Raw genomic sequence first — 25,606 nt, forward strand, 5'->3', positions numbered from 1 at the left:
AGGGAAGGCCGGCGATGGACGGGAAGGCTGAACGATTTCAGGCCCGCCTCGCCGGCCTCTTCTACATCGGCACCATTGGCTGCGGCATGTTTGCCGAAGCGGTGGTGCGCGCGGCCCTGATCGTGCCGGGCAACGGGCGCGAGACGACGCGCAACATCGCCGACTATCCCTGGCTCTATCGCGCCGGCGGGGCGAGCGATGTCGCTATGCTCTGCTGCTATCTGGCGGTGACCGCCCTGCTCTATGGCCTGTTCGCGCCGACCGGGCGGGTGCTGGCGCGCACCGCCGCCCTGTTCAGCCTGACCGGCATTGCCGTGCTGGCGGGCAACAGTCTGCTGCATCTGCTGCCGCTTGCGCTGATCGATGGTGCGCCGCATCCCGGCATTCCGATGGCGGAGGTGCAGTCGCTGGTGCGGATCAGCCTCAGCCTCCACAACGACCTCTACGGCATCAGCCTGATCTTCTTCGGCATCTATTGCCTGTTGATAGGCTGGCTGGCGATCCGATCGCGACGATTGCCGGTGGTGGTCGGTGCGCTGCTGATGGCGGGCGGCGCGGTCCATCTGATCGCGCGCAGCCTGGCGCTGCTGTCGCCGGCGATCGGCGAGGCGATCCCCGGCCAGCTCGATTTCGTGCCTTTGCTGGGCGAAGGCGCCTTCGCCATCTGGCTGCTGCTGTTCGGCGCGCCGCGCCCGGCGGCGCCGGAGGTCAGCCCGTAATCTTGCAGCCCTTGGCCGATGCCATGCCGCGTAGATAGCCGCGCCGGGCGAGACCGGCGGCGATGGCGGCGCGCAATCGACGTTCCGCCGGGGCTGCGCCGCTGATTTCCCGCACCACGCCGCGGAAGGGGATCAGCGAATTCACCAGCGACTTGCCCACACCCTCGGCGATCTTGCTGGTGCGATCCTCATTGGCTTCGCGGCCGATGGTGAAATCGGGACCAAGCACCTTGTTGAGCGCCGCCATGTCGCCATTCAGCGCCTTGCAGGTCTTGCCCGATGGCGCGGCATAGGGATTTTCCTCGGCCGCGACGAGGATCGGCGGCACCTGCGTCTTTTCGATGCCGACATCGCGCGCCGGCTGGGACGCGATTTCGCCCGCCTTGTCGAGCGTGTCATCCCTCTTCTTGCCCTGTTCCTGAGCGAGCGCCGACGTGCCGAGCAGCAACAGGATGGTGGCGGTCGATACGGCAATTTTCATCATTGGTCCTCCCGCTGGCTCAACCCGCCAGCCCGCATGTCGGTTCCGCAACGTAACGATTGCGCGGCAGGCGAGACAGTCGGGATTTGCCGCATCGGACCTTGGAATAGAGCCTGATTCACGTCATCTGCGGAAGCCCAAGGCGCTTCCACAGATGACGATCCGGCTCTATGCCGCTGGGCAAACAGGAGTGTTTCGCCATGAACGACCGCATCGCCATCGCCTCCGACAATCTGTCCGCCAGCATATCGCCGCTGGGCGCCGAACTCTGGTCGCTGACCGATGCGCAGGGCCGCGAACTGATGACCGATGCCGACCCGCAATGGTGGACCGGCCATGCCCCCCTGCTGTTCCCGTTCGTCGGCCGATCGCGCGGCGACGTCTATCGGCTGAACGATGTCAACTATCCGATCGGCCAGCATGGCTTTGCCCGGACCAGCCCCTTCACCCTGGTCCATCGCAACGAGGAAGCCGCCCTGTTCCGGCTGGAGGCGGATCGGGAGACGCGCACCGTCTATCCGTTCGACTTCCGCCTCGACATGGGGTTCGTGCTGGAGGGGCCGAGCCTGCGCATGACCGCCACCGTCATGAACCGGGGCGAGACGGCAATGCCCTTCTGCTTTGGCTATCACCCCGCCTTCGCCTGGCCTTTGCCCTATGGCGGCAGTGTCGAGGACCATCGCATCCTGTTCGCGCAGGCCGAACCCGCGCCGATCCGCAAGGTCGGCAGCGAACCGGGGCTGATCGCGCTGGAAAGCGTCCCCTCGCCGGTCGAGGGGAAGGAACTGGCGCCGACCCATGCCATGTTCGCCGGTGACGCGCTGATCTGGGACGATCTCGCCAGCCGGTCGCTGACCTGGGGCGTGCCCGGCAAGCCGCACCTGAAGATCGATTTCCCCGATACGCCCTGGCTCGGCCTGTGGCAGAAGCCGGGCGCCCATTATCTGTGCGTCGAACCCTGGGCCGGCATGGCCGACCCGGTCGGCTTCACCGGCGATGTCTGGGACAAGCAGGGTGTCATGACCCTGCTGCCGGGCGACAGCCGATCCTTCCGCATGGACGTGACGCTGGTCGACGTGTAACGGGCTTTCCCAAGTTCCGTTCGGGCTGAGCGAAGTCGAAGCCCTCCACTGAGCGCAGCGAAGTGCCTCGCCTCCGCTCGGCAAGGCCCTTCGACTTCGCTCAGGGCGAACGGGTTATTTTACTCGGACCCCAGAAAACAGCATCATGAGCATCCCATCCCGCCGCACCTTCGCGATCATTTCCCACCCGGACGCCGGTAAGACCACGCTGACCGAAAAGCTGCTGCTGGAAGGCGGCGCGATTCATCTGGCCGGCGAGGTCAAGGCGCGCGGCGCGAACCGGCGCGCCCGGTCGGACTGGATGAAGATCGAGCAGCAGCGCGGCATCTCCGTCACATCCTCGGTCATGACGTTCGAACGGACGCGCGATGGCGAGACCATCACCTTCAACCTGCTCGACACGCCGGGTCACGAGGATTTCAGCGAGGATACCTATCGCACCCTGACCGCCGTGGACTCGGCGGTGATGGTGATCGACGCGGCCAAGGGCATCGAGCCGCAGACACGCAAGTTGTTCGAGGTCTGCCGCCTGCGCAACGTGCCGATCATCACCTTCGTCAACAAGGTCGATCGCGAGGGCCGCGAGCTGTTCGGCCTGCTCGACGAGGTGGCGGACCAGTTGCAGCTCGACGTCTGCCCGATGAGCTGGCCGGTCGGCATGGGCGGCGAGTTCGAGGGTATCTACGATTTCGCCACCAACCGGCTGATGCAGCCCACCGGCCCGTCCAAGGAATTTGACGGCACCCGCCACCAGTTCAGCGGCCTGGATGACCCGAAGCTCGCCGATTACCTGTCCGAGCGGGGCCTGGAAAAGCTGCGCGAGGAGGCCGAGCTGGCCCAGGGCGGCTATGCCGAGTTCGACCTGGAACGTTACCGCCATGGCGACCTGACCCCGGTCTATTTCGGGTCGGCGCTCAAGCTGTTCGGCGTGACCGAGCTGATCGACGCGCTGTCGGCCCATGCGCCGCCGCCGCGCGCCCAGCCGGCCGAGCCGGCCCCGGTCGAGCCCGAAGGCAGCGAAGTCACCGGCTTCATCTTCAAGGTGCAGGCGAACATGGACCCGATGCACCGCGACCGCATCGCCTTCATGCGGCTGGTGTCGGGCAAGTTCCGCCGCGGCATGAAGCTGACCCCGTCGGGCAGCGGCAAGGCGTTGGCCGTCCATTCGCCGATCTTGTTCTTCGCGCAGGACCGCGAACTGGCGGACGAGGCCTTCCCCGGCGACATCATCGGCATCCCCAATCATGGCGCGCTGCGCGTGGGCGACACGCTGAGCGAAAAGCCCGGCCTGCGCTTTACGGGCCTGCCCAATTTTGCGCCGGAAATCCTGCGCCGCGTGCAGCTGAAAGACCCGACCAAGACCAAGCAGCTGCGCAAGGCGCTGGACGACCTCAGCGAAGAGGGCGTGATCCAGGTCTTCTATCCCGAGATCGGCAGCAACTGGATCGTCGGCGTCGTCGGCCAGCTGCAGCTGGAAGTGCTGATCAGCCGGCTGGAGGCCGAATATAAGGTCGCGGCGGTGCTGGAACCCTCACCCTTCGACACCGCCCGCTGGATCAGCGGCGACGATCAGGCGATCAAGGATCTGGTTGCCTATAATGGCGCCAACATGGCCAAGGATCGCGACGGCAATCTGGTGTTCATGGCGCGCAGCGCCTGGGACATCGGCTATCAGCAGGAGCGCCATCCCAAGGTGAAGTTCAGCGCCACCAAGGAGCGCTAAGCCGACAGCGAAAGTGACAGGGCAACGCCCTGTCACTTCAAGCGTCAGGCCGTCACCCAATCCTTCCGCAGCGCCTTGCCGGCGAGCGCCATGAACAGGCCTGCGAGCAGGTAGAAGCCGAGCGCCGCGACGATCGCGTAGCGCAGCGCTTCATTGCCATAGGTCGGGGTCAGCGCATCGGACAGGGCGCCGACGCTCCAACTGCCAAGGCCGAGGCCGACGAGATTGTTGATGAGCAGGAAGGTCGCCGAGGCGCTGGCCCGCATATGCGGCGGCACCAGATGCTGCACGGCGGTCAGCACCGGGCCGAGCCAGACATAGACCAAGGCCTGCGGGATGAGGAACAAGGCGAAGGCGAAGCCGACGCTGGATGACAGCACGCCGACCACGAACAACGGCATGCCGATCACATAGCTGATCGCCGGCACCCAGGCGAACCAGGCCTTGTCCCGATTGCCCATCGCGTCGCCCAGGAAACCGCCGAGCAGCACGCCCGCGACCCCGCCCAAAAGCAGCAGTCCGCCCAGGAACTGGCCCGCGCCCATAAGGTCGAGGCCGAAGCTGCGCATCAACAGGCTGGGCAGCCAGAAGGCGACGCCATAGCCGCACATCGAGCTGCACGCGGCACCCAATGCCAGGAACCAGAAGCTGCGCTTGGCCGCGAGAATGCCGAACACGGCGCTGACCGGCACGGGTGTGCCCGCCTGCACCGGCCGGGCCGGTTCGCGCACCAGCAGGCGGAAGAGCGGCGCGATGAGGATGCCCATGATGCCGACCGCGATGAAGGCCGTGCGCCATTCGACGGTCTGGGCGATATAGCCGCCCAGCAGCACGCCGCCGGCCGAACCCAGCGGAATGCCGAGCGAATAGATGGAGAGGGCGCGGGCGCGCTGATGCTGTGGGAAATAGTCGGAGATGACGGCATAGGAGGGGGCGACGCCGCCCGCCTCCCCCACGCCGACGCCGATGCGGAACAGGAACATCTGCATGAAATTGCCGGCCATGCCGCAGAGCGCGGTGAAGCCGCTCCAGATGGCGAGGCTGACGGTGATGACCCAGGTGCGGCTGGTCCGGTCGGCGAGCAGCGCCAGCGGGATCGCCAGCGTCGAATAGAGCAGCGCGAAGGCGATGCCGCCCAGCGCGCCGAGCTGGGTATCGGTCAGCCCCAGCTCCGCCTTGATCGGGCCGGCGAGGATGCCCAGGATCTGCCGGTCGAGGAAGTTGAAGGTATAGACCAGCAGCAGCATCGCCAGCACGACGCCGCGATAGGCGGGGGAAGAGGTTCGGTCGGTCATGCGGGCCTGATACCAAATTTTCCGTTCGCTTCGAGCCAAGTCGAGAAGCCGGTTATGCAACGGTTCTCGACAAGCTCGAACCGAACGGATGGGAAACGCAGCTTAGAACTTGACCGACCCGGTCACGAACACCTGGCGCGGGTTGCCGTAGAAGGCGGTCAGCGTGCCTTCCGTCCCCAGCGACGGGGTGGGATAGCCGGCCGCATTGTTGATGATCGCGCCGGTCACCGGATTGGCCGCGACGAAGGTATAGCCCGAGGTCTTATATTCCTTGTCGAGCAGGTTCTTGCCATGGACGCCGATGCTCCAGCGATCGCTGGGCGCGGTATAGACCAGGCTCGCATCCCACAGCGCATAGCCCTTCTGATCGATATAGGGGTTGGGGATTTCGAACTGATAGGTCTTGGAGCGCCAGGAGACGGTGCTGCCGAAATAGAGGCTGCCATCGCCCACCGGGACATTGTAGCTGAGCGTGCCGCTGGCGGTCCATTTCGGCGTGTTCTGGACCCGGCGATAGTCGGCGACATCGGTCGGCACGCTGGCGATATTGGCGATATATTCGCGATAATCGGCGTCGATGAAGCCGATCGCGGTCTGCAGGTTCAGGCGGTCGCCGCCGCTGAAGATATCGCGGCCAAGGCGGGCATTGCTTTCGAACTCCAGCCCCTTGAAGCGCGCCTTGCCGGCGTTGGACACGACACCGCAGAAGGAGGGGGTGGGCACGCCGCCGACATTGACGGTGCAGGCGACCGAGCCGGGGATCTGCACATCCTTGTAATCGGCATAGAAGCCGGCGACCGCGACATAGAGGGCGCCGTCCATCAGATTGCCCTTGTAGCCGACTTCATAGCTGTCGACCTGTTCGGGCGCGAAGCTGAGGAAGGAGGCAATTTCGCTGTCCTGACGGATGCCATCGCCATTGAGGTCGGGCGCGTTGGTGCCGACCCCGCGCGGGTCGAAGCCGCCGCCCTTGAAGCCCTTGGAATAGCTGGCATAGATATTGTGATCGGCGGTCGGCTTGTAGCTGACCGAGAAGCGCGGCGTGAATTTCTTGAACTCGCGTTCGCCACGGAAATTGGTGCTGGGCGCACCAAAGGGAATGCCCGCCCCGTCGAACACCGGCGAGCCGCCGCCCAGATAGCTTTGCCGCAGGATATTGGCCCGGCGCGTGTCCCAGGTATAGCGGCCACCGGCCGACAGGCTGAGCTGATCGGTCAGGTCGAAGCTCATGTCGCCGAACACGGCATAGGTTTCGGTATCGACATTGGCCTGGGTGAAGGCGGTCAGCCCGGCCACGGTGGTGAAGATGCGGGTATCGAACTGGGTGTCGGCGCTGGCATCAAGATAATAGAAGCCGACCATGCCGTGCAGACGACCCTTGTCGTAGAGCAGCTGGAATTCCTGGCTGAGCTGTTCGTTCTTGTAATAGGCCGGCACATCGACATCGACGGCGGGGAGCGCGTCGAAGTCGATCGGGGAGGCGCTGTCATCCTTGCGCCAGGCGCTGATCGAGCGCAGCGTCACCGCATCATTGAGTTCGGCCGTCAGGTTCATCGACAGGCCGTAGGACTTCACATATTGCTTGGGATCGACCAGCCCGCCGCGGGTGTCGAACACATCGTCCAACACCGGCGCGCCCGAGGCCTGCCCCGGAATCAGACGGTGGCCGCCACGCGGATTGCTGTTGTCCTTGGTATAGTCGCCGGTGATGCGCATCAGCACCGGGGCGCCATAGCCGCCCATTTCGAAGGTGGCGCGGCCAGCCCAGATATCCTTGTTATAATTATCCTGCCCGGTGGTGAGATTCTTGCCGAAGCCGCCGCGCGACAGGCGGGCAAAGGCACCACCGACGCGCATCAGGTCGCCGATCGGCGCCGACACGCTGATGATGCCATCGGCCTGATCATAGCTGCCATAGCTGCCCTTGAGCTTGAGCGAGAAGTCCTGCGGCAGCATCTTCGTGACATATTTGACCGCGCCGCCGATCGTGTTGCGGCCATAGAGCGTGCCCTGCGGCCCGCGCAACACCTCGATCCGTTCGACGTCATAGATGTCGAGCAGCGCGCCCTGCGGCCGGTTGAGATAGACATCGTCGAGATAGATGCCCACGCCCTGTTCGAAGCCGGAAACCGGATCCTGCTGGCCGACGCCGCGGATGAAGGCGGTCAGCGTCGAATTGGTGCCGCGCGACGCCTCCAGCGTGGTGTTGGGGGTGACATTGGCGAGGTCGCTGATGTCGATCGCCCCGCCCCGTTCCAGATCAGCGCCAGAGAAGGCGCTGACCGCGATCGGCACCGACACCAGCGTTTCCTCACGCCGACGGGCAGTGACGATGATGCCGGCCTCTTCGGTGTCGGCGGCGGGCGCCGACGCGTCCTGCGCGAAGGCGGGACATGCCATCGCGCCGGTCCAGGCGGCGGATGCGAGGGCAAGGGCACGAATGCTGTGATGGGCCTTCATCGGCGTTTCCTCTCCTGAAGCGGCCCCCGGTCATCCGGGTAGCCAATCTGCTTGCCCTTTGAATAATGAAAGTTGAACCAGCTTTCAACTTCAAATATGAGGGACGGCGAACAAGGCCACCAGACGTCCTCAAATGATTGAAAAGGCACGTATTGGCAGGCAGATGGAGAGAGCATGACCGATCCGGCTTCCCCACGGGATGAGAGACGCGACGACAAGGCGCCGCGCACCGCGCGGGGCGAACGCACGCTTCGCGCGCTGCTGTCGGCGGCGGCCGAGGAGTTTGGCGAAAAGGGATTTCACGACGGGTCGATCAGCGGCATCACCCGCCGGGCGGGCTGCGCGCTGGGCAGTTTCTACACCTATTTCGACAGCAAGGACGACATTTTCCGCGCGCTGGTCAACGACATGTCGGGCCAGGTGCGCGACTATGTCTCGCCCCGCATCGCCGATGCGCGCAACGGGATCGAGGCAGAGCGGATCGGCCTGCTGAGCTTCCTGGAGTTCGCCCGCGCCCACAAGGAAATCTACCGCATCATCGACGAGGCCGAGTTCGTCGACCAGGCCGCCTATCGCGCCCATTATGAGAATACCGCCACTCGCATGGCCGCGCGCCTGAAGAAAGCTGCGCAGCAGGGCGACGTGCGCGCGGACGTGGAAGAGGTCCATGCCTGGGCGATCATGGGGATGAATGTGTTCCTGGGGCTGCGCTATGGCGTGTGGGACGACAGCCGGCCGGCGCAGGAGATTGCCGACATCGCCAACGCGTTGATCGAGAAGGGGATCGGCAAGCGCGCTTGAGGGTTGCACCGCTGCCGCCTATCGGGACAAGCACCGATGGTCGCGCCCTGCCCCTGCTGATAGGGCCGGGCGTCAGGCCCCAAAGCAAAAGGCGGACAGGCGATGCGCACACTCCAAAAACAGACATTCCTTCTGGCATCGATCCTGCTGGTCAGCGGCTGTGCGACCACCGCCACGCCGCCGTCGGCCAGCGCCCCGGTGCCGCCGACCACGATCGAGGCGGTCGGGCAACTGACCAAGGCCATCCCCTTTCCGCGCGGCTATCTCGACCCCGCCGCCCTGCCCAACAGCCTGACCCTGCTGCCGCCCCCGCCCGCCCCCGGCACCGCCGCCAAGGCGGCCGACGAGGAAGCCTATCGCGCCGCGCTCGCCGCGCCGGCCGATCGCCAGGCGCTGGCCGCGTCGGATGCGGACCTGGGCTGGCCGCACATGGTCCAGTCGTTCGAGCCGATCGCCGGCCTGTCGCTGTCGGACGGCACTCACCCGCACCTGACCATGTTGCTGCGCCGCGCGGCGGCCGACGCCGCCTTCTCCACCTCGCGCGCCAAGGGTCATTATCAGCGGGTGCGCCCGTTCGTGGAGCATGACGGCAATACCTGCCGCCCACAGGACGAGCCGATGCTGCGCAAGGACGGCTCCTATCCATCGGGCCATACCGCGATCGGCTGGATGCTGGCGCTGGTCCTGACCGACGTCATGCCCGACAAGCAGGATGCCCTGCTCAAGCGCGGTTATGAATTTGGCGAGAGCCGGGTCATCTGTCGCGCCCATTGGCTGAGCGACACGCTGGCCGGCCGGGTCGTGGCATCGGCCACCTATGCGCGGTTGCAGTCCGATCCGGTGTTCCGTGCCCAACGCGAACTGGCGCGGCAGGAATTGGCTGCGCCGCGCTGATCCAGCCGCTTTGCCTTTGGCGCGGAAGCCGCTAAAGCCGCGCTCCATGAGCGACGCTGCAGCAAAACCCGCCCCCAAGGACTGGATTCTCGGCATTCATGCCTATGTGCCGGGCAAGTCCGCCGCCGATGACGGCCGGCCGCTGATCAAGCTGTCCGCCAACGAGAACCCGCTCGGCACCGGTGCGGCCGCCCGCGCGGCGCTGGTGGCGGCGACGGCGGACCTGGCCACCTATCCCGATCCGGGCGCGGCCAAGCTGCGCGAGGCGATCGGTGCGGTCCATGGGCTTGATCCGGCGCGCATCATCTATGGCACCGGGTCGGACGAACTGCTGCACATCGCCGCCAGCGCCTATGCCGGGCCGGGCGACGAAGTGCTTTATGTCCGCTACGGCTTTTCGGTCTATGACATTGCCGCCCGCCGCGTCGGCGCGACGCCGATCGAGGCGCCCGACGCCGATTATGCCACCGATGTCGACGCCCTGCTGGCGGCGGTGACGGAGAAGACCAAGGTCGTCTTCCTTGCCAATCCCAACAATCCCACCGGCACCATGACCAGCCGGGAAGAGATTGCGCGGCTGCACGCCGGGCTGCGCCCCGATATCCTGTTCGTGCTCGACCAGGCCTATGCCGAATATCTGGACGCGGATGAGGATGATGCGGGGCTGGAACTGGCGAAGACCGCCAGCAACGTGTTCGTCACCCGCACCTTCTCGAAAATCTATGGCCTGGCGGCCGAACGGATCGGCTGGGGCTATGCCAGCCAGGACGTCATCGACATCCTCCACCGTATCCGCGCGCCGTTCAACGTGACCACCGCCGGCCAGGCCGCTGCGGTCGCTGCGATCCACGACCATGAATGGGTCGAGGCGAGCCGCGCCCATAATGCGCTATGGCGCGAATGGCTGGCGGGCGAGATCGCGTCCCTCTCCAACCATGGCCTGCGCGCGGTGCCGAGCCGCACCAATTTCCTGCTGATCCTGTTCGACGGCAAGCTGACCGCCGAGGCAGCGATGAAGGGGCTGTGGGACGAGGGCTATGCCACCCGCTGGCTGCCGGGTCAGGGTCTGCCCAACGGCCTGCGCATCACCATCGGCACCGAGGAACAAACCCGCGCCGTCGCCGCCAAGCTGCGCGCCATGGCGGAGGCGGCCTGACGCGATGCTGCCCTTTTCCCGTGTCACCATCATCGGCCTTGGCCTGATCGGATCCTCGCTGGCGCGGGCGATCCGCGAATATATGCCCACCGTCCGCGTCACCGGCCATGATGCCGACCCCGCCGTGCGCGAAACCGCGCGGCGCATCGACCTGTGCGACGACATCACCGATACGGCCGGCGCTTCGGTGACCGACGCCGAACTGGTGATATTGTGCGTGCCGGTGCGCGCCATGGGCGCGGCAGCGGCGGAGATTGCCGACGAGTTGCCGGCCGACGCGATCATCAGCGACGTGGGTTCGTGCAAGGCGGACGTGCTGGCGCAGCTCAACGCCGCCCTGCCCGGCCGCATCATCATTCCGGCGCATCCGGTGGCCGGCACCGAAAATAGCGGGCCGGAAGCGGGCTTTGCCACCCTGTTCAAGGGCCGCTGGTCGATCATCACCCCGCCCGCCGATGCCGATCCGGCGGCGGTCGAGCGGGTGTCGGAACTGTGGCGCCGGGTCGGCGCCGATGTCGAGACGATGGACCCGGCGCATCATGACCTGGTGCTGGCGGTGACCAGCCATTTGCCGCACCTGATCGCCTATACGATCGTCGGCACGGCCAGCGACCTGGAGAATGTCACCCAGAGCGAGGTGATCAAATATTCGGCCGGTGGCTTCCGCGACTTCACCCGCATCGCCGCGTCAGACCCGACCATGTGGCGCGACGTGTTCCTGGCGAACAAGGAGGCGGTGCTGGAAATGCTGCAGCGTTTCTCGGAGGATCTGTCGACCCTACAGCGGGCGATCCGCTGGAATGACGGCGACACCCTGTTCAACCTGTTCACCCGCACCCGCGCGATCCGCCGGTCGATCATCGAACAGGGCCAGGACGACGCCAAGCCCGACTTCGGCCGGTCGCATTGATAGCAAGCTGCCATGATGCTTACGCATCAGCAGCTTGAAACGCTCAGGCGCCGCGCGGGCTTAGCAAAGCGCCAAGGGCGCTTTGCGAATCTGTTCAATTGAGCGCGTTGATCGCGGCGTGGACACGAATCTCGGCCTCCTTGCGATCGAGGCCGGTGGGGACGATCTCACCCACCTTGTAGGTGATGGTGCCGGGGCGCTTGAGGAACTTGCCGCGCGGCGAGACGACGCCGCTGTCGATCGCGATCGGCACCACCGGCAGGCCGAGCAGGCTGTAGAGACCGGCAAAGCCCGACTTGAGCGGCGGCGCTTCACCATGGGGGACGCGCGTGCCTTCGGGGAAGAGGCAGACCGCCCGCCCCTGCGCCACGGCGTCCTTGGCTGAAGCGCGCAAGGTTCGCAGCGCGCTGGCGCCGGCGGTCCGCTCGATCGGGATCAGGCCGTAGCGCCGGGCGATGCCGCCCCAGAAGGGAATGTCGAGCAATTCGCGCTTCGCGCCGATCACCGGCCGGTCGAACAGGCAGAGCAGGTCGATCGTCTCGAACATCGATTCATGCTTGATGATGTAGAGATAGGGACCGATCGGCAGGTCGCCATCGACCACGATCCGCTGCCCCAAAATCCAGCGCACACAGAGGCGATGAAATCGGCTCCAGCCGGTCGCCGCCGACTGGACATGCGCGGGCTTGAACATCCCGCCGATGACGGCCGCCAGCACGAAGAAGGCCGTGCCGACATAGAAGGCCAGCATGAAGATGAGCGAGCGAAGGGCAGTGAACAGGGTCATGGATCAGATACCAAAGAGCGCGGCGACGCGGCGCGCGAGATATTTATTATATTCCCGCACCAATATGGTGAGGCTGGGACGGCTGGGCACCGCGTCATAGACAAGGTTGATGCGGCCCGGAAGCGCCTGACGCAGTTCGAGCGCGGAACGACGCATATGCCAGTCGGTGGTGATGAGGCGGACGCTCTTATAATCGCGCCGCTCCAGCCAGCGCGCCGTCTCGATCGCGTTGGAGCGGGTATCGATCGCCTCGCGCCCCAAGGTGATGCAGCAGGTGAAGAGCGACAGCCGGGTCTTATATTCAGCCGCCAGTTCGACCGGGCGGACCGAGCGGTCGACGCCCGAAATCAGCATGCGCTTGGCCGCGCCTTCCTGCAGCAGGGCCAGCCCCCGGTCGATCCGGCCGGCGCCGCCGGTCAGCACGACGATCGCGTCGGTCTGTCGCCCGTCGAGTGGCTGGGGCAGGAACATCGCGAACCAGGCAAAGCCCAGCATCCAGCCGAGCAGCGTAACGGCGATCAGGCGGACGATCATAGCGAGCGCCCGAGCGCGCGCAGCACGGTCCAGCGGCCGGTGAGCGTCGACAGGAGAATGCCGGCAATCGGCAGCGCCGCGAGCAGCGCCCAACTGCTCCAGGGCAAGGCGACGGCGCCCATCAGCTGCGATCCGGTGGCCGACAGGCGTGCGCCGATCAGCAGGATCACCAGCACGGCGAAGGAAAAGCCCAATGCGCCGCCCATGGTGGCGTCGAGCGCGATCCGGCGCTGGAACAGCCGGGCGATCTGCACATCGGTCGCGCCCATCAGGTGCAGCACCTCGATCGTGGTGCGATGGCTGTCATGCGCGCCGCGCGCCGCCAGCACGACGACGGCCCCGGTGGCGAGCCCCATCAGCAGAACCAGCCCGCCCGACAGCCAGCCCAGCGCCGTGAGCAGTCCGGCGAGCGGCGCGAGGAAGGCGGCATGGGGTTCGACCCGCAGGCTGGGCGACAGGGTGGCGAGCGACCGGCGCAACCGGTCGACCTTGGCCGCCGCATTGCCCGGCGTCAGGCTGACGTCGATCAGCGCCGGGATCGGCAGGTCGCCGCTGGTCACGTCTGCGCCGAGCCAGGGACGCAGTTGCTGCGCCAGCGTCGCGGCCGGGACCGGTGCGACCTGGCGCACATCGCGATTGCCGCGCAGCGCCTGTTGCACACGGGCGGAGAGACGGTCGCGCTGCTGCGCATCGGACTCCACCACCTGAACCGTGGCGCGGCCGGCAAGATCGGCGCTCATCGCGCGGACGGCGGTGCCAAGGCCCAGGCCCGCAGCAGCGGCCAGCACGGTCAGGAACATCATGATCGCGATGATCCAGGGCATCGGCCCCGCCACCCGACCGGCGGGCAGCAGGCGATGGCGCGCGGCGGCCGCGCTGCGACGATTGCCTCCGGCCATCAGGCGCCGCCCTGCGGGCGGGGCGGATAGCGCAGCGCACCGGTCGGATCGGCCAGCCGCCCCTTGTCCAGCCGCATCATCTGCGCGCTCGCCACCTGGGCCATCAGCGGCAGGTCATGGGTGGCGACGACGATGGTGGTGCCCAGGCGGTTGAGCGCTTCGAACAGGGTCATCAGGCGGCGGGCCATGTCCGCGTCGACGTTACCGGTCGGTTCGTCGGCGACCAGAATCTCCGGCCGGCCGATCACCGCGCGGGCGATGGCGACGCGCTGCTGCTCCCCGCCCGACAGGGTGGCGGGCCGCGCCTGACCGCGATCGCCCAGCCCGACCCAGTTCAGCATTTCGCTGACCGGCGCGTCGATCTCGCTTTCCTCCATGCCCGCGACCCGCAGCGGCAGGGCGATATTGTCATAGGCGGACAGATGCGGGACCAGCCGGAAATCCTGGAACACGACGCCGATGCGGCGGCGAAAGCCGGGCAGGCGCTTGCGGGGGAGCGTCACCACATCCTCGCCGAACAGGCGGATCACGCCGCGACTGGGCCGCTGGGCGAGATAAAGGAGCTTGAGCAGGGATGTCTTGCCCGCGCCCGAGCTGCCGGTGAGGAAATAAAAATCGCCGCTGTTGAGCGAGAAGCTGACGTCGGACAGGGTCTCGCTGTCCAGACCATAGCGCAGGCCGACATTTTCGAACTGGACGATGGCCGACATAAGTGACGTGTGGCGCCGATGCGCTCCCTGCTTCCCCGAAGCCCTGCCATGGCACAGGCGGCGGGGACGCGTAAAGGGCAGGCCGACAAACTATCCCGCGCAATGCCGCGAGTCGCGCCCATGAGCGGGTCTGTGTTTCAGACTCTTGCCCTAGAGTCCCTGCCATGCCTATGAAGCAGAATGATCCTGGTGTGCCCCAATTGCGCGACGCGCTACATCGTGCCCGACACCGCCGTCGGCCCGGACGGACGCCAGGTGCGGTGCGCCGCCTGCAAGCATAGCTGGTTCCAGGAAGGCCCCGCCCCCGCGCCGCGCGAAGAGGCGCCCGAACCGGCCACTCCCGCGCCGGTTGCGCCGCCGCCCGCTCCTCCGCCACCGCCGCCCCCAGTGGAAGCGGCGCCTGCCGAAGCGCCGATGCGATTCACGCCGGCGCCCGAGCCGGAACCGGTCGCACCCGCGCAGCCGGAGGCCGCTGCACCGCCGCCGATCGAACCTGCGGCCGAGCCGACGCCGGCGATCGCGCCCGATTACCGGTTCGACGACATTTATGCCGGCGTATCGCAGCCGGCCGAAGAGGTGCCACCGCCGCCGTCACTGCCGGCCAAGCGTCGGCGCAATGGCGCCAAGCTGCTGACCTGGGCTGCCGTCCTCTTCTTCCTGCTGGTCGCGGCCGCCGGCGCTGCGCTCCATTATTTCGGGCCGCCGGCCTGGGCCGTGAATATGGGCCTGGTCGCCGAAGAGGGCGATCCGGACCTGCTCTTCTATCTTTCCAAGCCTGCCGAGCGGCGCAAGCTGCCGACCGGCGAGGAATATTTCGCCTTTGGCGCGCGGATCGTGAACAGCGGCAAGCAGGCGCTGCCGGTGCCGCCGGTGCTGGTGCAGCTGCGCGACCGCCAGAACCGGCTGGTGTTCAGCTGGACCACCAAGGCGGACAAGGCCCGGCTGAAGCCCGGCGAGGAAGCGTCGATCAACGAAAGCCGGATCGACATTCCCAAGAATGCCGAGAATCTCTCGCTGACCTTCGTGGAGTAAGAAGATCCGGGGCGACCCGAACCGTCAGGGGTAGCTGACGGTCTTGGGCCGGCCCTGCGGGATCGGGATAAATTCCTGATCGTCGCCCGGAATGAGCGGGAAGCGCATCGCCTCCCAATCCTCGCGCGCCTGCATCAGCCGGTCCTTGGTTGAGGACACGAAATTCCACCAGACATGGCGCGGGGTCACGAATGCCTCGCCACCGCACAGGACCAGATTGGCGCCATGGTCGCTGTGAAGCGTCGCGGGCACGCCGGGGCGCAGCACATAGAGGGTCTGGGGCAGCAGATCGACGCCGTCGAGCGTCGCCGATCCCTGCCAGAGATAGAGCGCCCTCTCTTCCGCGATGGCATCGACCGGGATGGAACCGCCGGGACGCAGCTGGATATCGGCATAGATGGTGTCGGCATAGGTCGAGACCTGTGCCGTCTCGCCCCAGAGCGTGCCCATGATGACCCGCGCCCAGGAGGCATGATCCTCCAGCACCGGCAGGCCGCCACCCTCGACATGCTCGAAGGCCGGGTCGCATTCCTCGTCGCGCTCCGGCAAGGCGAGCCAGGTCTGGATCGCCAGCAATCTCTTGTCATGGCCGCGATCGGCGGGCGGGGTGCGTTCCGAATGGACGATGCCCTTGCCCGCGGTCATCAGATTGACCGCACCGGGGCCGATCAACTGCTGCGTGCCGAGCGAATCGCGGTGGAGGAACGTCCCTTCCAGCATGTAGGTGACGGTGGCGAGGTTGATGTGGGGATGGGGGCGGACGTCCACCCCCTCCCCCGTCGGCAATAGCGCCGGCCCCGCCTGATCGAAGAAGATGAAGGGGCCGACCATGGTCCGCTCCTTCGCCGGGAGCGCGCGATGCACCTTGAAATCGCCCAGATCATGGGTTGTTGGCGTAATCGTCTGCAGCAGCACATTGTCGCTCGACATGGGACGGCTCCTGTCGTTGTGGTCAGACTTCTCCGGGCGCGCGGGCCTTGATCGCGAGGGCATGGACCTTGTCGCGCAGCAGGTCGGCGAGGGCGGCATTGACCAGGCGCTGCCGGGCGACGCGGCTCTGGCCGACGAACCGTTCGGCGACGATTTCCACGGTGAAATGGCTTTCGCCCGAGCCGTCATGGCCGGCATGGCCGCGATGCTTTTCGCTGTCGTCGATGACGGCGAGATGGGCAGGCGTCAGGGCGGCGCGCAGCCGCGCCTCGATTTCGGTGGCGACAGGGCCTTTGAGGTCGGTGGTCATGCGCCCTATATAGGCTGCTTTGCCAGCCATTCCATCAGGACAATCTTGAGCAGCGATCCCTTCTCGACCCGTCGTTTCAACCGTTTCCATGGCCGCGTGGAAAGCGACCGCCCCTGCGCCGTGCCCGGTTGCCCGGAACCGGGCGAATTTCGCGCGCCATTGCAGGAAGGCCACCGATCGCATCACGAGGGGCCGCAATGGCGCTGGCTGTGCCTGGACCATGTCCGCGCCTTCAACCAGGGCTATAATTTCTTCACCGGCATGAGCCCGGAAGAGATTGCCGCGGCCCAGCGCCCCTATGCCGGCTGGGAGCGGGAGACCCGCGCCTTTTCCAGCAATGCCGCCAGCCCGCCGCCCAAATGGTCGGACTTCCAGGATCCGCTCGATGCGATCGGCGCCAAGTTCAAGGAGCGGGTCGCCAAGGCGCGGGCCGATGCGCAGGTGCGGCAGGACGGCCAGTTCCTGTCATCCGAGGATCGCAAGGCGCTGTCGGTGATGGGCCTGCCGATCGACGCCGACCGCAAGGCGCTGCGCACCCGTTACACCGAATTGCTTCGCCGCTATCATCCCGACCATAATGGCGGCGACCGCACCAAGGAGGGGCAGCTGCAGAATGTGATCGAGGCCTATGGCCATCTGCGCAAGGCGCCGGTGTTCGCCTGACTTGGGATATTTGCGTTCCATTCCGGTCTGGCATCCCGCCCAGATGTAGGACAGGATGGCCTTGCCGCGCCGGAATGACGCTGTCATAGCGCCCGGCCCTCGATTTTCCCGGAGAGACCCCATGCAGGATCAGCCGCGCGCGCTGGGCCTTGATTTCGGCACGACCAACAGCGTCGCCGCCATCGCCGATGCCGGCCAGTCGGAGCTGGTCGAATTTGCCGGTGCGCAGGCGACCGGCGCGGTGTTCCGGTCTGCCCTGTGTTTCTGGCATGACAGCCATGTGAAGGGCGGCATGGCGCATGAGGCCGGCCCGTGGGCGATCAGTGAATATCTGGAATTTCCCGAGGACAGCCGGTTCCTGCAATCCTTCAAGTCGGTGGCGGCCAGCCCGATTTTCGAGAGCGCCAGCATCTTCGAGAAACGCTATCGCTTCGAGGAACTGGGGCAGATGTTTCTAGGGAAGATGATCGGCCATGCCGGCGGCACGCTGGACAAAAGGCCGGAGCGGATCGTCGTCGGCCGGCCGGTCGAATATGCCGGCGCCCGGCCCGACGAGGCGCTGGCGCGGCAACGCTATGACGCGATGTTCGCCGGCTTCGGCAGCGAGATCCATTATGTCTATGAGCCGCTGGGCGCGGCGTTCAGCTATGCCAGCCGGCTCGACAGCGCGGCGACCATCCTGGTCGCGGATTTCGGCGGCGGCACCAGCGACTTTTCGCTGGTGCGGGTCGAGGCGCCGGGCGCGGCGCGGCGCTGCGTGCCGCTGGGATCGGCGGGTATCGGCCTCGCCGGCGACCGGTTCGATTATCGCATCATGGACCAGTTGGTGCTGCCGATGCTGGGCAAGGGCGGCGCCTACACCTCCTTCGGCAAGGAGCTGGAGATACCGCGCAGCTATTTCGCCGATTTCGCCGACTGGTCGCGCCTGGCGCTGATGCGCAACCGGCGGACGATGGACGAGCTGGCCAAATTGCAGAAGGCGGCGCGCGATCCCGCCGCGATCGGCCGGATGATCACGGTGATCGAGAAGGAACTGGGCTATCCGCTCTATGACGCGGTCGGCGCACTGAAGCGGGCCTTATCGGACGCGGACAGCGCCACCTTCCGCTTCGAAGGCGGCGGCATCAGAATCGAGACCGAGGTCGCGCGCGGCGATTTCGAGCGCTGGATCGCGGCCGACATCGCCGCGATCGAGGCGACCGTCGACAAGGCGCTGGCCAAGGCCAATGTCGCCCCGGAAAGCATCGACCGGGTGTTCCTGACCGGCGGATCGTCGCTGATCCCGGCGATCCGCGACATCTTCTTCCGCCGCTTCGGCCATGACCGGATCGCCACCGGCGGCGAGCTGACATCGATCGCCCATGGGCTGGCACTGGTCGGACAGGAGGCCAATCTGACCGAATGGGCCGCTTGATCGCCGGCCGCCTAGCCCCCACTGTCTCGACACACCCTTGCCCGATCGTTTAGGGCGAGAGTGACTCGCAGGAAGATGATGACGACATGACCGACATTTCCAACATCCAGCCCGATGCCCGTTCCGAGACGCTGATGGAGGCGCCCGACCGCGAAGTCGATGTGCGCGAGATGTTCGGCATCGACATCGACATGAAGGTCCCGGCCTTTTCCCAGGCCGATGAGCGCGTGCCCGACCTCGACCCCGCCTATGTGTTCGATCCGGACACCACGTTGGCGATCCTGGCCGGTTTCGCCTTCAACCGCCGTGTCATGGTCCAGGGCTATCATGGCACCGGCAAGTCGAGCCATATCGAGCAGATCGCTGCGCGCCTGAAATGGCCCTGCATCCGCATCAACCTGGACGCGCATATCAGCCGCATCGACCTGGTCGGGCGCGACGCGATCGTGCTGAAGGACGGCCAGCAGGTCACCGAATTCAAGGAAGGCCTGCTGCCCTGGTCGCTGCAGCGCCCGGTCGCCCTGGTGTTCGACGAATATGATGCCGGCCGCCCGGACGTGATGTTCGTGATCCAGCGCGTGCTGGAAACCGACGGCAAGATGACGCTGCTCGACCAGAATCGCGTGATCCGGCCGAACCCGCATTTCCGCCTGTTCGCGACCGCCAACACGGTGGGCCTGGGCGACACGACCGGCCTCTATCATGGCACGCAGCAGATCAACCAGGGCCAGATGGACCGCTGGAACCTGGTGGTGGCATTGAATTACCTGCCCGCCGCGACCGAGGCCCAGGTGGTGCTGGCGAAGTCGGGCGAATACGACCATGAGGGCGGCCGCAAGGAGGTCGAGAGCATGATCAAGGTGGCGGAACTGACCCGCCAGGGCTTCATCAACGGCGATATCTCGACCGTGATGTCGCCCCGCACCGTGATCAGCTGGGCGCAGAATGCGCTGATCTTCAAGGATGTCGGCTTCGCCTTCCGCCTGAGCTTCCTCAACAAGTGTGATGAGGCGGAACGGCCGCTGGTGGCGGAATATTATCAGCGCGTCTTTGGCAAGGATCTGCCCGAGAGCGTGGCGAGCCGCGCGAACTGAACCTTCGCACGGCCCCTTGAACGAAAGGGCTGAACCCATGATCGTCGTCGAACGGATCGACCCCACAGGCGGCAGTGCGCACCGGATCAGCATCCGCGGGCATGAGATCGTCGCCGACATGTCGGCGCCCGACGGCCATGACGCCGGGCCGGACCCGCATGACCTGTATGATTCGGCACTGGGCGCCTGCAAGGCGATGACCATGCTCTGGTATGCCCAGCGCAACGGCATTCCGGTCGAGAATATCCATGTCGGCGTGGTGCGCGATGCGAGCCAGGAGCGGGCCGGCATCTACAAGCTGACCACCCGCATCGCCGTGACCGGCCCGATGAGCGACGAGCAGCATGACAGGCTGATCGCGGTCGCGGCCAAATGCCCGGTCCACAAGCTGATGAGCGAGGTCGAGACGCAGATCGAGACCGTCGCCGTGCCGCGCGTGAACGATCCGGAGGGCCGGTGAACGCTGGCCCGCGCCCGCGCTTGGCATTATGATGGATATATGGACAGGAACACCGCCATCGATCGCCTGAAAGCCCATGAAGCCCAATTGCGGGCCATGGGGGTGGTGAGCCTGTCCTTGTTCGGATCGACCGCGCGGGGCGAACAGCGGCCGGATTCCGATGTCGATGTCGCGGCCAAGCTGGTCGATGATGGCCGGATCGGCCTGTTCGAGGTGGCCGCGATCGGCGAAGCGGTGCGCGAGGCGCTGGGCGTCGCCGTCGACATGGTGACCGAACCGGCCCGCAAGGCACGACTGCAACACGAGATCGATCGGGATCGCGTCTGTGTCTTCTAGCCGCGAAGCCCAGAGGTTGCAGGATATTGTCGAGAATATCGACGCGGCCCGTTCCTATGTCGGCGACATGGCGATCGAGGCCTTCATCGCCGATCGCAAGACGGTGGATGCCTGCGAACGCTGCCTGCAACGGATAACCGAAGCGGTGATCAAGATCGGCGAGGACCGGATGGAGGAGATTGCGCCTGCAATCCCCGCCAGGGCCATTCGCGGCCTGGGCAATGTCCTGCGGCATGAATATGACTCGATCGACCTCCGTTACATTCTCATCACGATCCAGCGTGACCTGCCGCCGCTGCGTGCGGCCTGCATCGCCGCGCTGAAGGACTTGCCATGACCGAACGTTCCCCCCTCGACGCCTTCAAGGATGTGCTGGCCGGTACTGCGCGGGCGATGACGCGCGACATGGAGGTGGAGGTGAGCTTCACCGCCGACACGCCGCACATGGTGGGCAAGGCGATCAAGGTGCCGACGCCCAGCCGCGCCTTGCCCGCCGATCAGGTGGCACTGGCGCGCGGCTTTGCCGACGCCAATGCGCTGAAGCTGCGCCACCATAATGCCAGGCTGCACAATGCGATGGCGCCGGGCGAGGCGGTAGCGCGCGCGGTGTTCGACGCGGTCGAGCAGGCGCGGGTCGAGGCGATCGGATCGCGGGCGCTGGAGGGCGTGCGCGCGAACCTCAATGAGGCGCTGGCGATGCGCCTGAAGTCCGATCCGATCCGCCGGGCGCGGGCGGCGGACGAGGTGCCGCTGTCGACCGCGCTGGCGCTCAAGGTGCGCGAGCGGCTGACCGGCCAGGTGGTGCCCGAGGAATTGCAGCCGGCGATGAAGCTGGTCGACCAGTGGATCGAGGACAAGGCCGGCACCGACTTGGATGCGCTGGGCCTGGCGATCGACGACCAGCGTGCCTTCCAGAAGCTGACCCAGGCGATGCTGGAGCATCTGCAGCTGGTCGATGCCGACGTGCCGCCCGAAACCGACGACCCCGAGCCCGAGGATGAGGGTGAGGACAAGGAGGAAGAGCAGGAAGAAGGCGATTCCGGCCAGGAGGAATCGGGCGACAGCGACATGAACGCCGAAGCCCGCTCCGAGGATCAGGGCGGCGAGACCGAAGAGGGCGACACCGACTATAGCGAGGAGTTCGACGCCGACGCGGAAGACGGCGCCGACGATATGGGCGAGGAAGGCATGATGCCGGTGCGGCCCAATCGGCCGACGTCCGACCTGCCCCCCGGTTTCGACTATAAATCCTATACTCAGAAGCATGACGAGGTCGTCACCGCCGACGACCTGTGCGACGAGGATGAGCTGAACCGTCTGCGCGGCTTCCTGGACCAGCAGCTTGTGTCCTTGCAGGGCGCGGTCACCAAGCTCGCCAACCGGTTGCAGCGCCGGTTGATGGCGCAGCAGCTGCGATCGTGGGATTTCGACCAGGAGGAAGGGATTCTCGACGCGGCGCGGCTGGCGCGGATCGTGATCGACCCGACCCGGTCGCTGACCTACAAGATCGAGCGCGACACCGAGTTCCGCGACACCGTCGTCACCCTGTTGATCGACAATTCAGGATCGATGCGCGGCCGGCCGATCAGCATCGCCGCGATCAGCGCCGACATCATGGCCCGCACGCTGGAACGCTGCGGCGTGAAGACCGAAATCCTTGGCTTCACTACGCGCGCCTGGAAGGGCGGACAGAGTCGCGAGGACTGGCTGGCGGCGGGGCGTCCGCCCATGCCGGGGCGGCTCAACGACCTGCGCCACATCATCTACAAGAAGGCCGACGAACCCTGGCGCCGGGCGCGCAGGAATCTGGGCCTGATGATGCGCGAAGGGCTGCTGAAGGAAAATATCGACGGCGAAGCGCTGCTATGGGCGCATGCGCGCTTGATCGCGCGGCCCGAGGAGCGGCGCATATTGATGGTGATTTCCGACGGGGCGCCGGTCGACGACAGCACCCTGTCGGTCAATAGCGGCACCTATCTGGAACGGCATCTGCGCCAGGTGATCGACTGGATCGAGAATAGGTCGCCGGTGCAGTTGGTGGCGATCGGCATCGGCCATGACGTCACCCGTTACTATCGTCGCGCCGTGACCATCATGGACGCCGAACAATTGGGCGGCACGATGGTTGAACAGCTTGCGGGCCTGTTCGACGAGGATTGACCCACCGGTTCGGTCCCGTCGTCCCGCATTACTGAAATTCTGGAGAGGCAAGATGAGTGTCGCCTTTCGTCGCGAAAGCGACGATGAGCATATGGAGCCCAAGTTCGAGCTGCCGATCCCGCCCGGCCCCAATTGGGTCACGGCGCGCGGATTGCGGCTGACGCAGGAGCAGGTGGCAGCGCTGGAAGCGATCGACACCGCGGCGATGGACGAGGAGGCCGCCAAGAAGCACAAGCGGGTGTTGCGCTATTGGCGCACGCGGCTGGCGACGGCGGAATTGCGCCCGGCGGCGGATGGCGAAGCGGTCGCGTTCGGGACGCGGGTGACCTATCGGCTGAACCGCCAGGAAAAGACCGTGGCGATCGTCGGTGATGACGAGGCCGATCCGCATGAGGGTCGGATCAGCTTTTCCGCACCGCTCGCCCGCGCGATGATGGATGCCGAGATCGGCGAGGCGGTCGATTTTGCCGGCAAGGACGGCGCGATCGAGATCGTGGCGATCGGGGTGGTGGACGAGGCGTAGCGCTTTACGCTTTTCGACAGGCTCGAAGCGAACGGCTTTTAGGCAATCGCATATAGAAGGGCCTCCCGGTGGCTTGCCGGGAGGCCCTTTTCAGTTTCAGGCGCCGCGGGCGGCTTCGAACAGGAACCAGGCGCGCTGTTCGGCCTGGTCGGTCCAGTCGTCGACAATGCCTTCGGTCGCATTGTCGCCCGCTTCGGTGGCGGCGGCCTTCACCGCGCGGAAGGTTTCGACCAGCGCCAAGTTGTCGTCGCGCAGTTCCTTGAGCATGTCGGCCGGGCTGACGAAATCGGCATCATTGTCCTTCACGCTCTGGTGACGGGCGACGTCGCCGATCGAGCGCAGCGTGGTGTTGCCGGTCTTGCGCACGCGCTCGGCGATCAGGTCGGTCACGCCCAGAATCTCGGTCGCCTGCTCGTCGAACATCAGATGATAGTCGCGGAAATGCGGGCCGGAGACGTGCCAGTGGAAATTCTTGGTCTTGAGATAAAGGGCAAAGCTGTCGGCCAGGGCGCCGTTCAGGGCCTCTGCGACCGACTTGGTGGCGTTGCTCTTGAGGTCGGTGGGCGTCTTGAGATCGGGGGCGGTCATGCACTGTCCTCCTGTTGGGGCGGAATTGATTTCGGACATATAATGATTGTCCGTCAATAAGGTGCCCCCGCAAGTCGGAAATCTTTGGGCAATTTATCGGTCAGGCTGATGAAGGGAATCGATCAGAGCCGGCCGATCGCGCTCATCGCCATGCCTGCGCCCGCCAATATGGCGATGCCGCCGCCGACCAGGCGAATCGCGCGCACCGGCAGCACGGAGAGGAACCGGTCGCGCATCAGGATCACCGGCACGCTGGCGGCGATCACGCCGATCGCGCCGCCGATCGCGGCCAGCGCCGGGTCGGCCGTGCGGGTGGCGATGCCCAGGATCAGGAATTGCGGGCCGTCGCCAAAGCCCAGGATGAAGACGCCGAGCGCCGTGGTGAGGAACGGCCCGATGCGCCAGTCATCGAGCGTGTCGGGCATCTTCACCGGCCAGAGCAGGCCGACGCCCAGGAACAGGACCGACAGCGCCATGAACAACAGCCGTGCGTCATGGCCGAGCATCGGCCCGATCCAGGCGCCCGCTGCCGCGGAAATGGCAGCATTGGCGATGGCGGCAACGGCGACGCCGGCGATGATCGCCCCATCGCGTTGATAGCGATGGGCGAGCGCGAGCACGAGCAACTGCCCCTTGTCGCCAATTTCCCCGAACAGGCAGCCCAGCAGGGCGATCAACAAGGCGTCCATTCCAAATCCCGTCAGGCGTGCAGGCGATGCACCGTAGCGGGCGCGGCGGCCGGCGGCAAAATATTGTCGAGCGGCGGCAGTTCGTCGGCGATCGCGTCCCGCATCCGGTCGAGATAGGAGAGGACGACCGAATCGAGCCCGTCGAGCGAGAGGACCGACTGGAGCGTGGCGGCCAGGTCGCCGACGCTGTCGACGCGGAAGGCGCGCGCGATATGGCGGATCTGGTCGACCTCGTCATGCAGGCGCGGCACCGACACATGGCCGCGCTGGGAGGCGAGTCCGTCGACCCGCCGCAGCAGGTCCGCCAGAATCGCCAGTTTCGGATCATGTCGCATGGAGCCATCTCCCTTCATCCGTGCCCCGCCTGGCAGCATGCGCGCATAGGGTTAAAGGGCCGTAAAGCCTGTTGCGCAGCCTCCATTGGGCGCGCGAGCCTTGACATCGGGGCGAATCTGCCCCAAGGGGCACCGCTGAAACGGGGCGGTCCGACAGGGCCGCTTTTCTTTTTACGCTATTTCAAGACCAGGGACCAAGCCATGGCCAAGCCGGCAACTGTCAAGATCCGCCTCGTCAGCACGGCTGACACTGGCTTCTTCTACGTCACCAAGAAGAACCCGCGCACCACGACCGAAAAGCTGAGCTTCAGCAAGTATGACCCGGTCGTGCGCAAGCATGTCGAGTTCAAGGAAGCCAAGATCAAGTAAGCCGTAGCGGGCTTCGCGCCCGCGCGCCTGATCTTTCGGCACCGAAAAAGGCCCGTCCCTGTTGGGAGCGGGCCTTTTCCTGTTGGCATTCGAGCCGGCTAGGGCCACCCTGACGGCCTGCAAATGGCGGTTCTCCGCGCTTCCGGTGCTCACGTACTTTAAGTACGCTGCGCTCCGGGTCACGAAAAACCACCATTTTCGTCACGTCATCATCTGAATGTCGATCGCCCCTAGGCCCCCGATCCTAAGATC

At 65.9% G+C, this 25,606-nt stretch carries 29 protein-coding genes; 17 read left to right on the top strand and 12 right to left on the bottom strand.

The features are described 5' to 3' along the window. The first annotated feature begins 14 nt into the window (after positions 1-14). A complete protein-coding gene (locus JQK15_RS12820) occupies positions 15-719 on the top strand; it encodes a DUF4386 domain-containing protein (protein WP_214865923.1) in 705 nt (234 codons plus the stop codon). On the opposite strand, the gene JQK15_RS12825 is transcribed toward JQK15_RS12820, so the two are convergent. Then, positions 709-1,203 (bottom strand): hypothetical protein, encoded by a 495-nt coding sequence (locus tag JQK15_RS12825; protein WP_004208924.1) that lies wholly within the window; start codon positions 1,201-1,203, stop codon positions 709-711. The genes JQK15_RS12820 and JQK15_RS12825 overlap by 11 nt on opposite strands. Before the next feature lie 197 nt (positions 1,204-1,400). Here JQK15_RS12825 and JQK15_RS12830 point away from each other — a divergent pair, with 197 nt between their 5' ends. Together JQK15_RS12830 and JQK15_RS12835 are read left to right on the top strand one after the other, a co-directional pair. Beyond that, the gene (locus JQK15_RS12830) at positions 1,401-2,282 is read left to right on the top strand and encodes an aldose 1-epimerase family protein (RefSeq protein ID WP_214865925.1); all 882 of its coding nucleotides are present in this window, start codon (positions 1,401-1,403) and stop codon (positions 2,280-2,282) included. Between the two features lie 145 nt (positions 2,283-2,427). Then, entirely contained in the window at positions 2,428-4,005 is a 1,578-nt protein-coding gene (locus JQK15_RS12835) for a peptide chain release factor 3 (protein ID WP_017502740.1), read from the top strand. Positions 4,006-4,049: 44 nt separating this feature from the next. On the opposite strand, the gene JQK15_RS12840 is transcribed toward JQK15_RS12835, so the two are convergent. Then, complete coding sequence (locus tag JQK15_RS12840; RefSeq protein ID WP_214865927.1) at positions 4,050-5,300, bottom strand: spinster family MFS transporter; 1,251 nt, start codon at positions 5,298-5,300, stop codon at positions 4,050-4,052. 102 nt (positions 5,301-5,402) lie between these two features. Next, on the bottom strand, positions 5,403-7,760 hold the full coding sequence (locus tag JQK15_RS12845) for a TonB-dependent receptor (protein ID WP_214865930.1): 2,358 nt from the start codon (positions 7,758-7,760) through the stop codon (positions 5,403-5,405). A 174-nt stretch (positions 7,761-7,934) separates the two neighbouring features. On the opposite strand from JQK15_RS12845, the gene JQK15_RS12850 reads away from it, so the two are divergent. From JQK15_RS12850 to JQK15_RS12865, 4 genes are all read left to right on the top strand, one after another. Next, entirely contained in the window at positions 7,935-8,561 is a 627-nt protein-coding gene (locus tag JQK15_RS12850) for a TetR/AcrR family transcriptional regulator (protein ID WP_125988648.1), read from the top strand. Between the two features lie 102 nt (positions 8,562-8,663). Beyond that, positions 8,664-9,455, top strand: coding sequence for an acid phosphatase (locus tag JQK15_RS12855; protein ID WP_048938559.1), 792 nt, complete (start codon positions 8,664-8,666; stop codon positions 9,453-9,455). 46 nt (positions 9,456-9,501) lie between these two features. Beyond that, the gene (gene hisC / locus JQK15_RS12860) at positions 9,502-10,611 is read left to right on the top strand and encodes a histidinol-phosphate transaminase (RefSeq protein WP_214865932.1); all 1,110 of its coding nucleotides are present in this window, start codon (positions 9,502-9,504) and stop codon (positions 10,609-10,611) included. A gap of 4 nt (positions 10,612-10,615) precedes the next feature. Beyond that, entirely contained in the window at positions 10,616-11,521 is a 906-nt protein-coding gene (locus JQK15_RS12865; RefSeq protein ID WP_214865934.1) for a prephenate/arogenate dehydrogenase family protein, read from the top strand. 94 nt (positions 11,522-11,615) lie between these two features. On the opposite strand, the gene JQK15_RS12870 is transcribed toward JQK15_RS12865, so the two are convergent. The 4 genes from JQK15_RS12870 to ftsE are packed head-to-tail and all read right to left on the bottom strand — an operon-like array spanning position 11,616 to position 14,451. Then, positions 11,616-12,308: a lysophospholipid acyltransferase family protein gene (locus tag JQK15_RS12870; protein WP_251007723.1), complete on the bottom strand. Its 693-nt coding sequence runs from the start codon at positions 12,306-12,308 to the stop codon at positions 11,616-11,618. Between the two features lie 3 nt (positions 12,309-12,311). Next, positions 12,312-12,842 carry a YdcF family protein gene (locus JQK15_RS12875; RefSeq protein ID WP_004208935.1) on the bottom strand — a complete coding sequence of 177 codons (531 nt, stop codon included), beginning with the start codon at positions 12,840-12,842 and terminating at the stop codon, positions 12,312-12,314. Further along, positions 12,839-13,741, bottom strand: a complete 903-nt coding sequence (locus tag JQK15_RS12880) for a cell division protein FtsX (protein WP_214865936.1) — start codon at positions 13,739-13,741, stop codon at positions 12,839-12,841. Before JQK15_RS12880 ends, JQK15_RS12875 begins: the two co-directional genes overlap by 4 nt. Continuing rightward, entirely contained in the window at positions 13,741-14,451 is a 711-nt protein-coding gene (gene ftsE / locus JQK15_RS12885) for a cell division ATP-binding protein FtsE (protein ID WP_004208937.1), read from the bottom strand. The genes JQK15_RS12880 and ftsE overlap by 1 nt, the downstream gene beginning before the upstream one ends. Positions 14,452-14,631: 180 nt before the next feature. Between ftsE and JQK15_RS12890 the strand changes: the two genes are divergently transcribed. After that, on the top strand, positions 14,632-15,483 hold the full coding sequence (locus tag JQK15_RS12890) for an MJ0042-type zinc finger domain-containing protein (RefSeq protein WP_214865938.1): 852 nt from the start codon (positions 14,632-14,634) through the stop codon (positions 15,481-15,483). A 24-nt stretch (positions 15,484-15,507) separates the two neighbouring features. Here JQK15_RS12890 and JQK15_RS12895 read toward each other — a convergent pair whose 3' ends face one another. Further along, a complete protein-coding gene (locus JQK15_RS12895; RefSeq protein ID WP_214865940.1) occupies positions 15,508-16,413 on the bottom strand; it encodes a pirin family protein in 906 nt (301 codons plus the stop codon). A gap of 22 nt (positions 16,414-16,435) precedes the next feature. Next, a complete protein-coding gene (locus JQK15_RS12900) occupies positions 16,436-16,723 on the bottom strand; it encodes a BolA family protein (protein WP_214865942.1) in 288 nt (95 codons plus the stop codon). A 45-nt stretch (positions 16,724-16,768) separates the two neighbouring features. On the opposite strand from JQK15_RS12900, the gene JQK15_RS12905 reads away from it, so the two are divergent. From JQK15_RS12905 to JQK15_RS12940, 8 genes are all read left to right on the top strand, one after another. Beyond that, positions 16,769-17,386 carry a J domain-containing protein gene (locus tag JQK15_RS12905; protein ID WP_010338638.1) on the top strand — a complete coding sequence of 206 codons (618 nt, stop codon included), beginning with the start codon at positions 16,769-16,771 and terminating at the stop codon, positions 17,384-17,386. A 121-nt stretch (positions 17,387-17,507) separates the two neighbouring features. Further along, positions 17,508-18,800, top strand: coding sequence for an Hsp70 family protein (locus JQK15_RS12910; protein WP_214865944.1), 1,293 nt, complete (start codon positions 17,508-17,510; stop codon positions 18,798-18,800). Between the two features lie 86 nt (positions 18,801-18,886). Then, a complete protein-coding gene (cobS, locus tag JQK15_RS12915) occupies positions 18,887-19,894 on the top strand; it encodes a cobaltochelatase subunit CobS (protein WP_004208944.1) in 1,008 nt (335 codons plus the stop codon). 37 nt (positions 19,895-19,931) lie between these two features. Then, positions 19,932-20,354 (top strand): OsmC family protein, encoded by a 423-nt coding sequence (locus tag JQK15_RS12920; protein WP_214865946.1) that lies wholly within the window; start codon positions 19,932-19,934, stop codon positions 20,352-20,354. Between the two features lie 39 nt (positions 20,355-20,393). Next, positions 20,394-20,690, top strand: a complete 297-nt coding sequence (locus JQK15_RS12925; RefSeq protein ID WP_004208946.1) for a nucleotidyltransferase family protein — start codon at positions 20,394-20,396, stop codon at positions 20,688-20,690. Further along, the gene (locus JQK15_RS12930; protein WP_026109340.1) at positions 20,680-21,027 is read left to right on the top strand and encodes a HepT-like ribonuclease domain-containing protein; all 348 of its coding nucleotides are present in this window, start codon (positions 20,680-20,682) and stop codon (positions 21,025-21,027) included. The genes JQK15_RS12925 and JQK15_RS12930 overlap by 11 nt, the downstream gene beginning before the upstream one ends. Further along, complete coding sequence (gene cobT, locus JQK15_RS12935) at positions 21,024-22,850, top strand: cobaltochelatase subunit CobT (RefSeq protein WP_214865948.1); 1,827 nt, start codon at positions 21,024-21,026, stop codon at positions 22,848-22,850. Before JQK15_RS12930 ends, cobT begins: the two co-directional genes overlap by 4 nt. Positions 22,851-22,902: 52 nt before the next feature. Then, positions 22,903-23,373, top strand: a complete 471-nt coding sequence (locus JQK15_RS12940) for a GreA/GreB family elongation factor (protein WP_037522165.1) — start codon at positions 22,903-22,905, stop codon at positions 23,371-23,373. A 96-nt stretch (positions 23,374-23,469) separates the two neighbouring features. Here the strand turns inward: JQK15_RS12940 and JQK15_RS12945 are convergent, their stop codons facing one another. The 3 genes from JQK15_RS12945 to JQK15_RS12955 form a co-directional block, all read right to left on the bottom strand. Further along, a complete protein-coding gene (locus JQK15_RS12945) occupies positions 23,470-23,961 on the bottom strand; it encodes a Dps family protein (protein WP_004208950.1) in 492 nt (163 codons plus the stop codon). A gap of 122 nt (positions 23,962-24,083) precedes the next feature. Further along, positions 24,084-24,650, bottom strand: a complete 567-nt coding sequence (locus tag JQK15_RS12950; protein ID WP_214865950.1) for a TMEM165/GDT1 family protein — start codon at positions 24,648-24,650, stop codon at positions 24,084-24,086. Between the two features lie 11 nt (positions 24,651-24,661). Next, complete coding sequence (locus JQK15_RS12955) at positions 24,662-24,985, bottom strand: hypothetical protein (RefSeq protein WP_214865952.1); 324 nt, start codon at positions 24,983-24,985, stop codon at positions 24,662-24,664. A gap of 201 nt (positions 24,986-25,186) precedes the next feature. Between JQK15_RS12955 and rpmG the strand changes: the two genes are divergently transcribed. Continuing rightward, positions 25,187-25,354 carry a 50S ribosomal protein L33 gene (rpmG, locus tag JQK15_RS12960; RefSeq protein ID WP_004208953.1) on the top strand — a complete coding sequence of 56 codons (168 nt, stop codon included), beginning with the start codon at positions 25,187-25,189 and terminating at the stop codon, positions 25,352-25,354. Positions 25,355-25,606 lie beyond the last annotated feature (252 nt).

The organism is Sphingobium sp. BHU LFT2, from assembly GCF_018604485.1.
Lineage (GTDB): Bacteria > Pseudomonadota > Alphaproteobacteria > Sphingomonadales > Sphingomonadaceae > Sphingobium > Sphingobium yanoikuyae_A.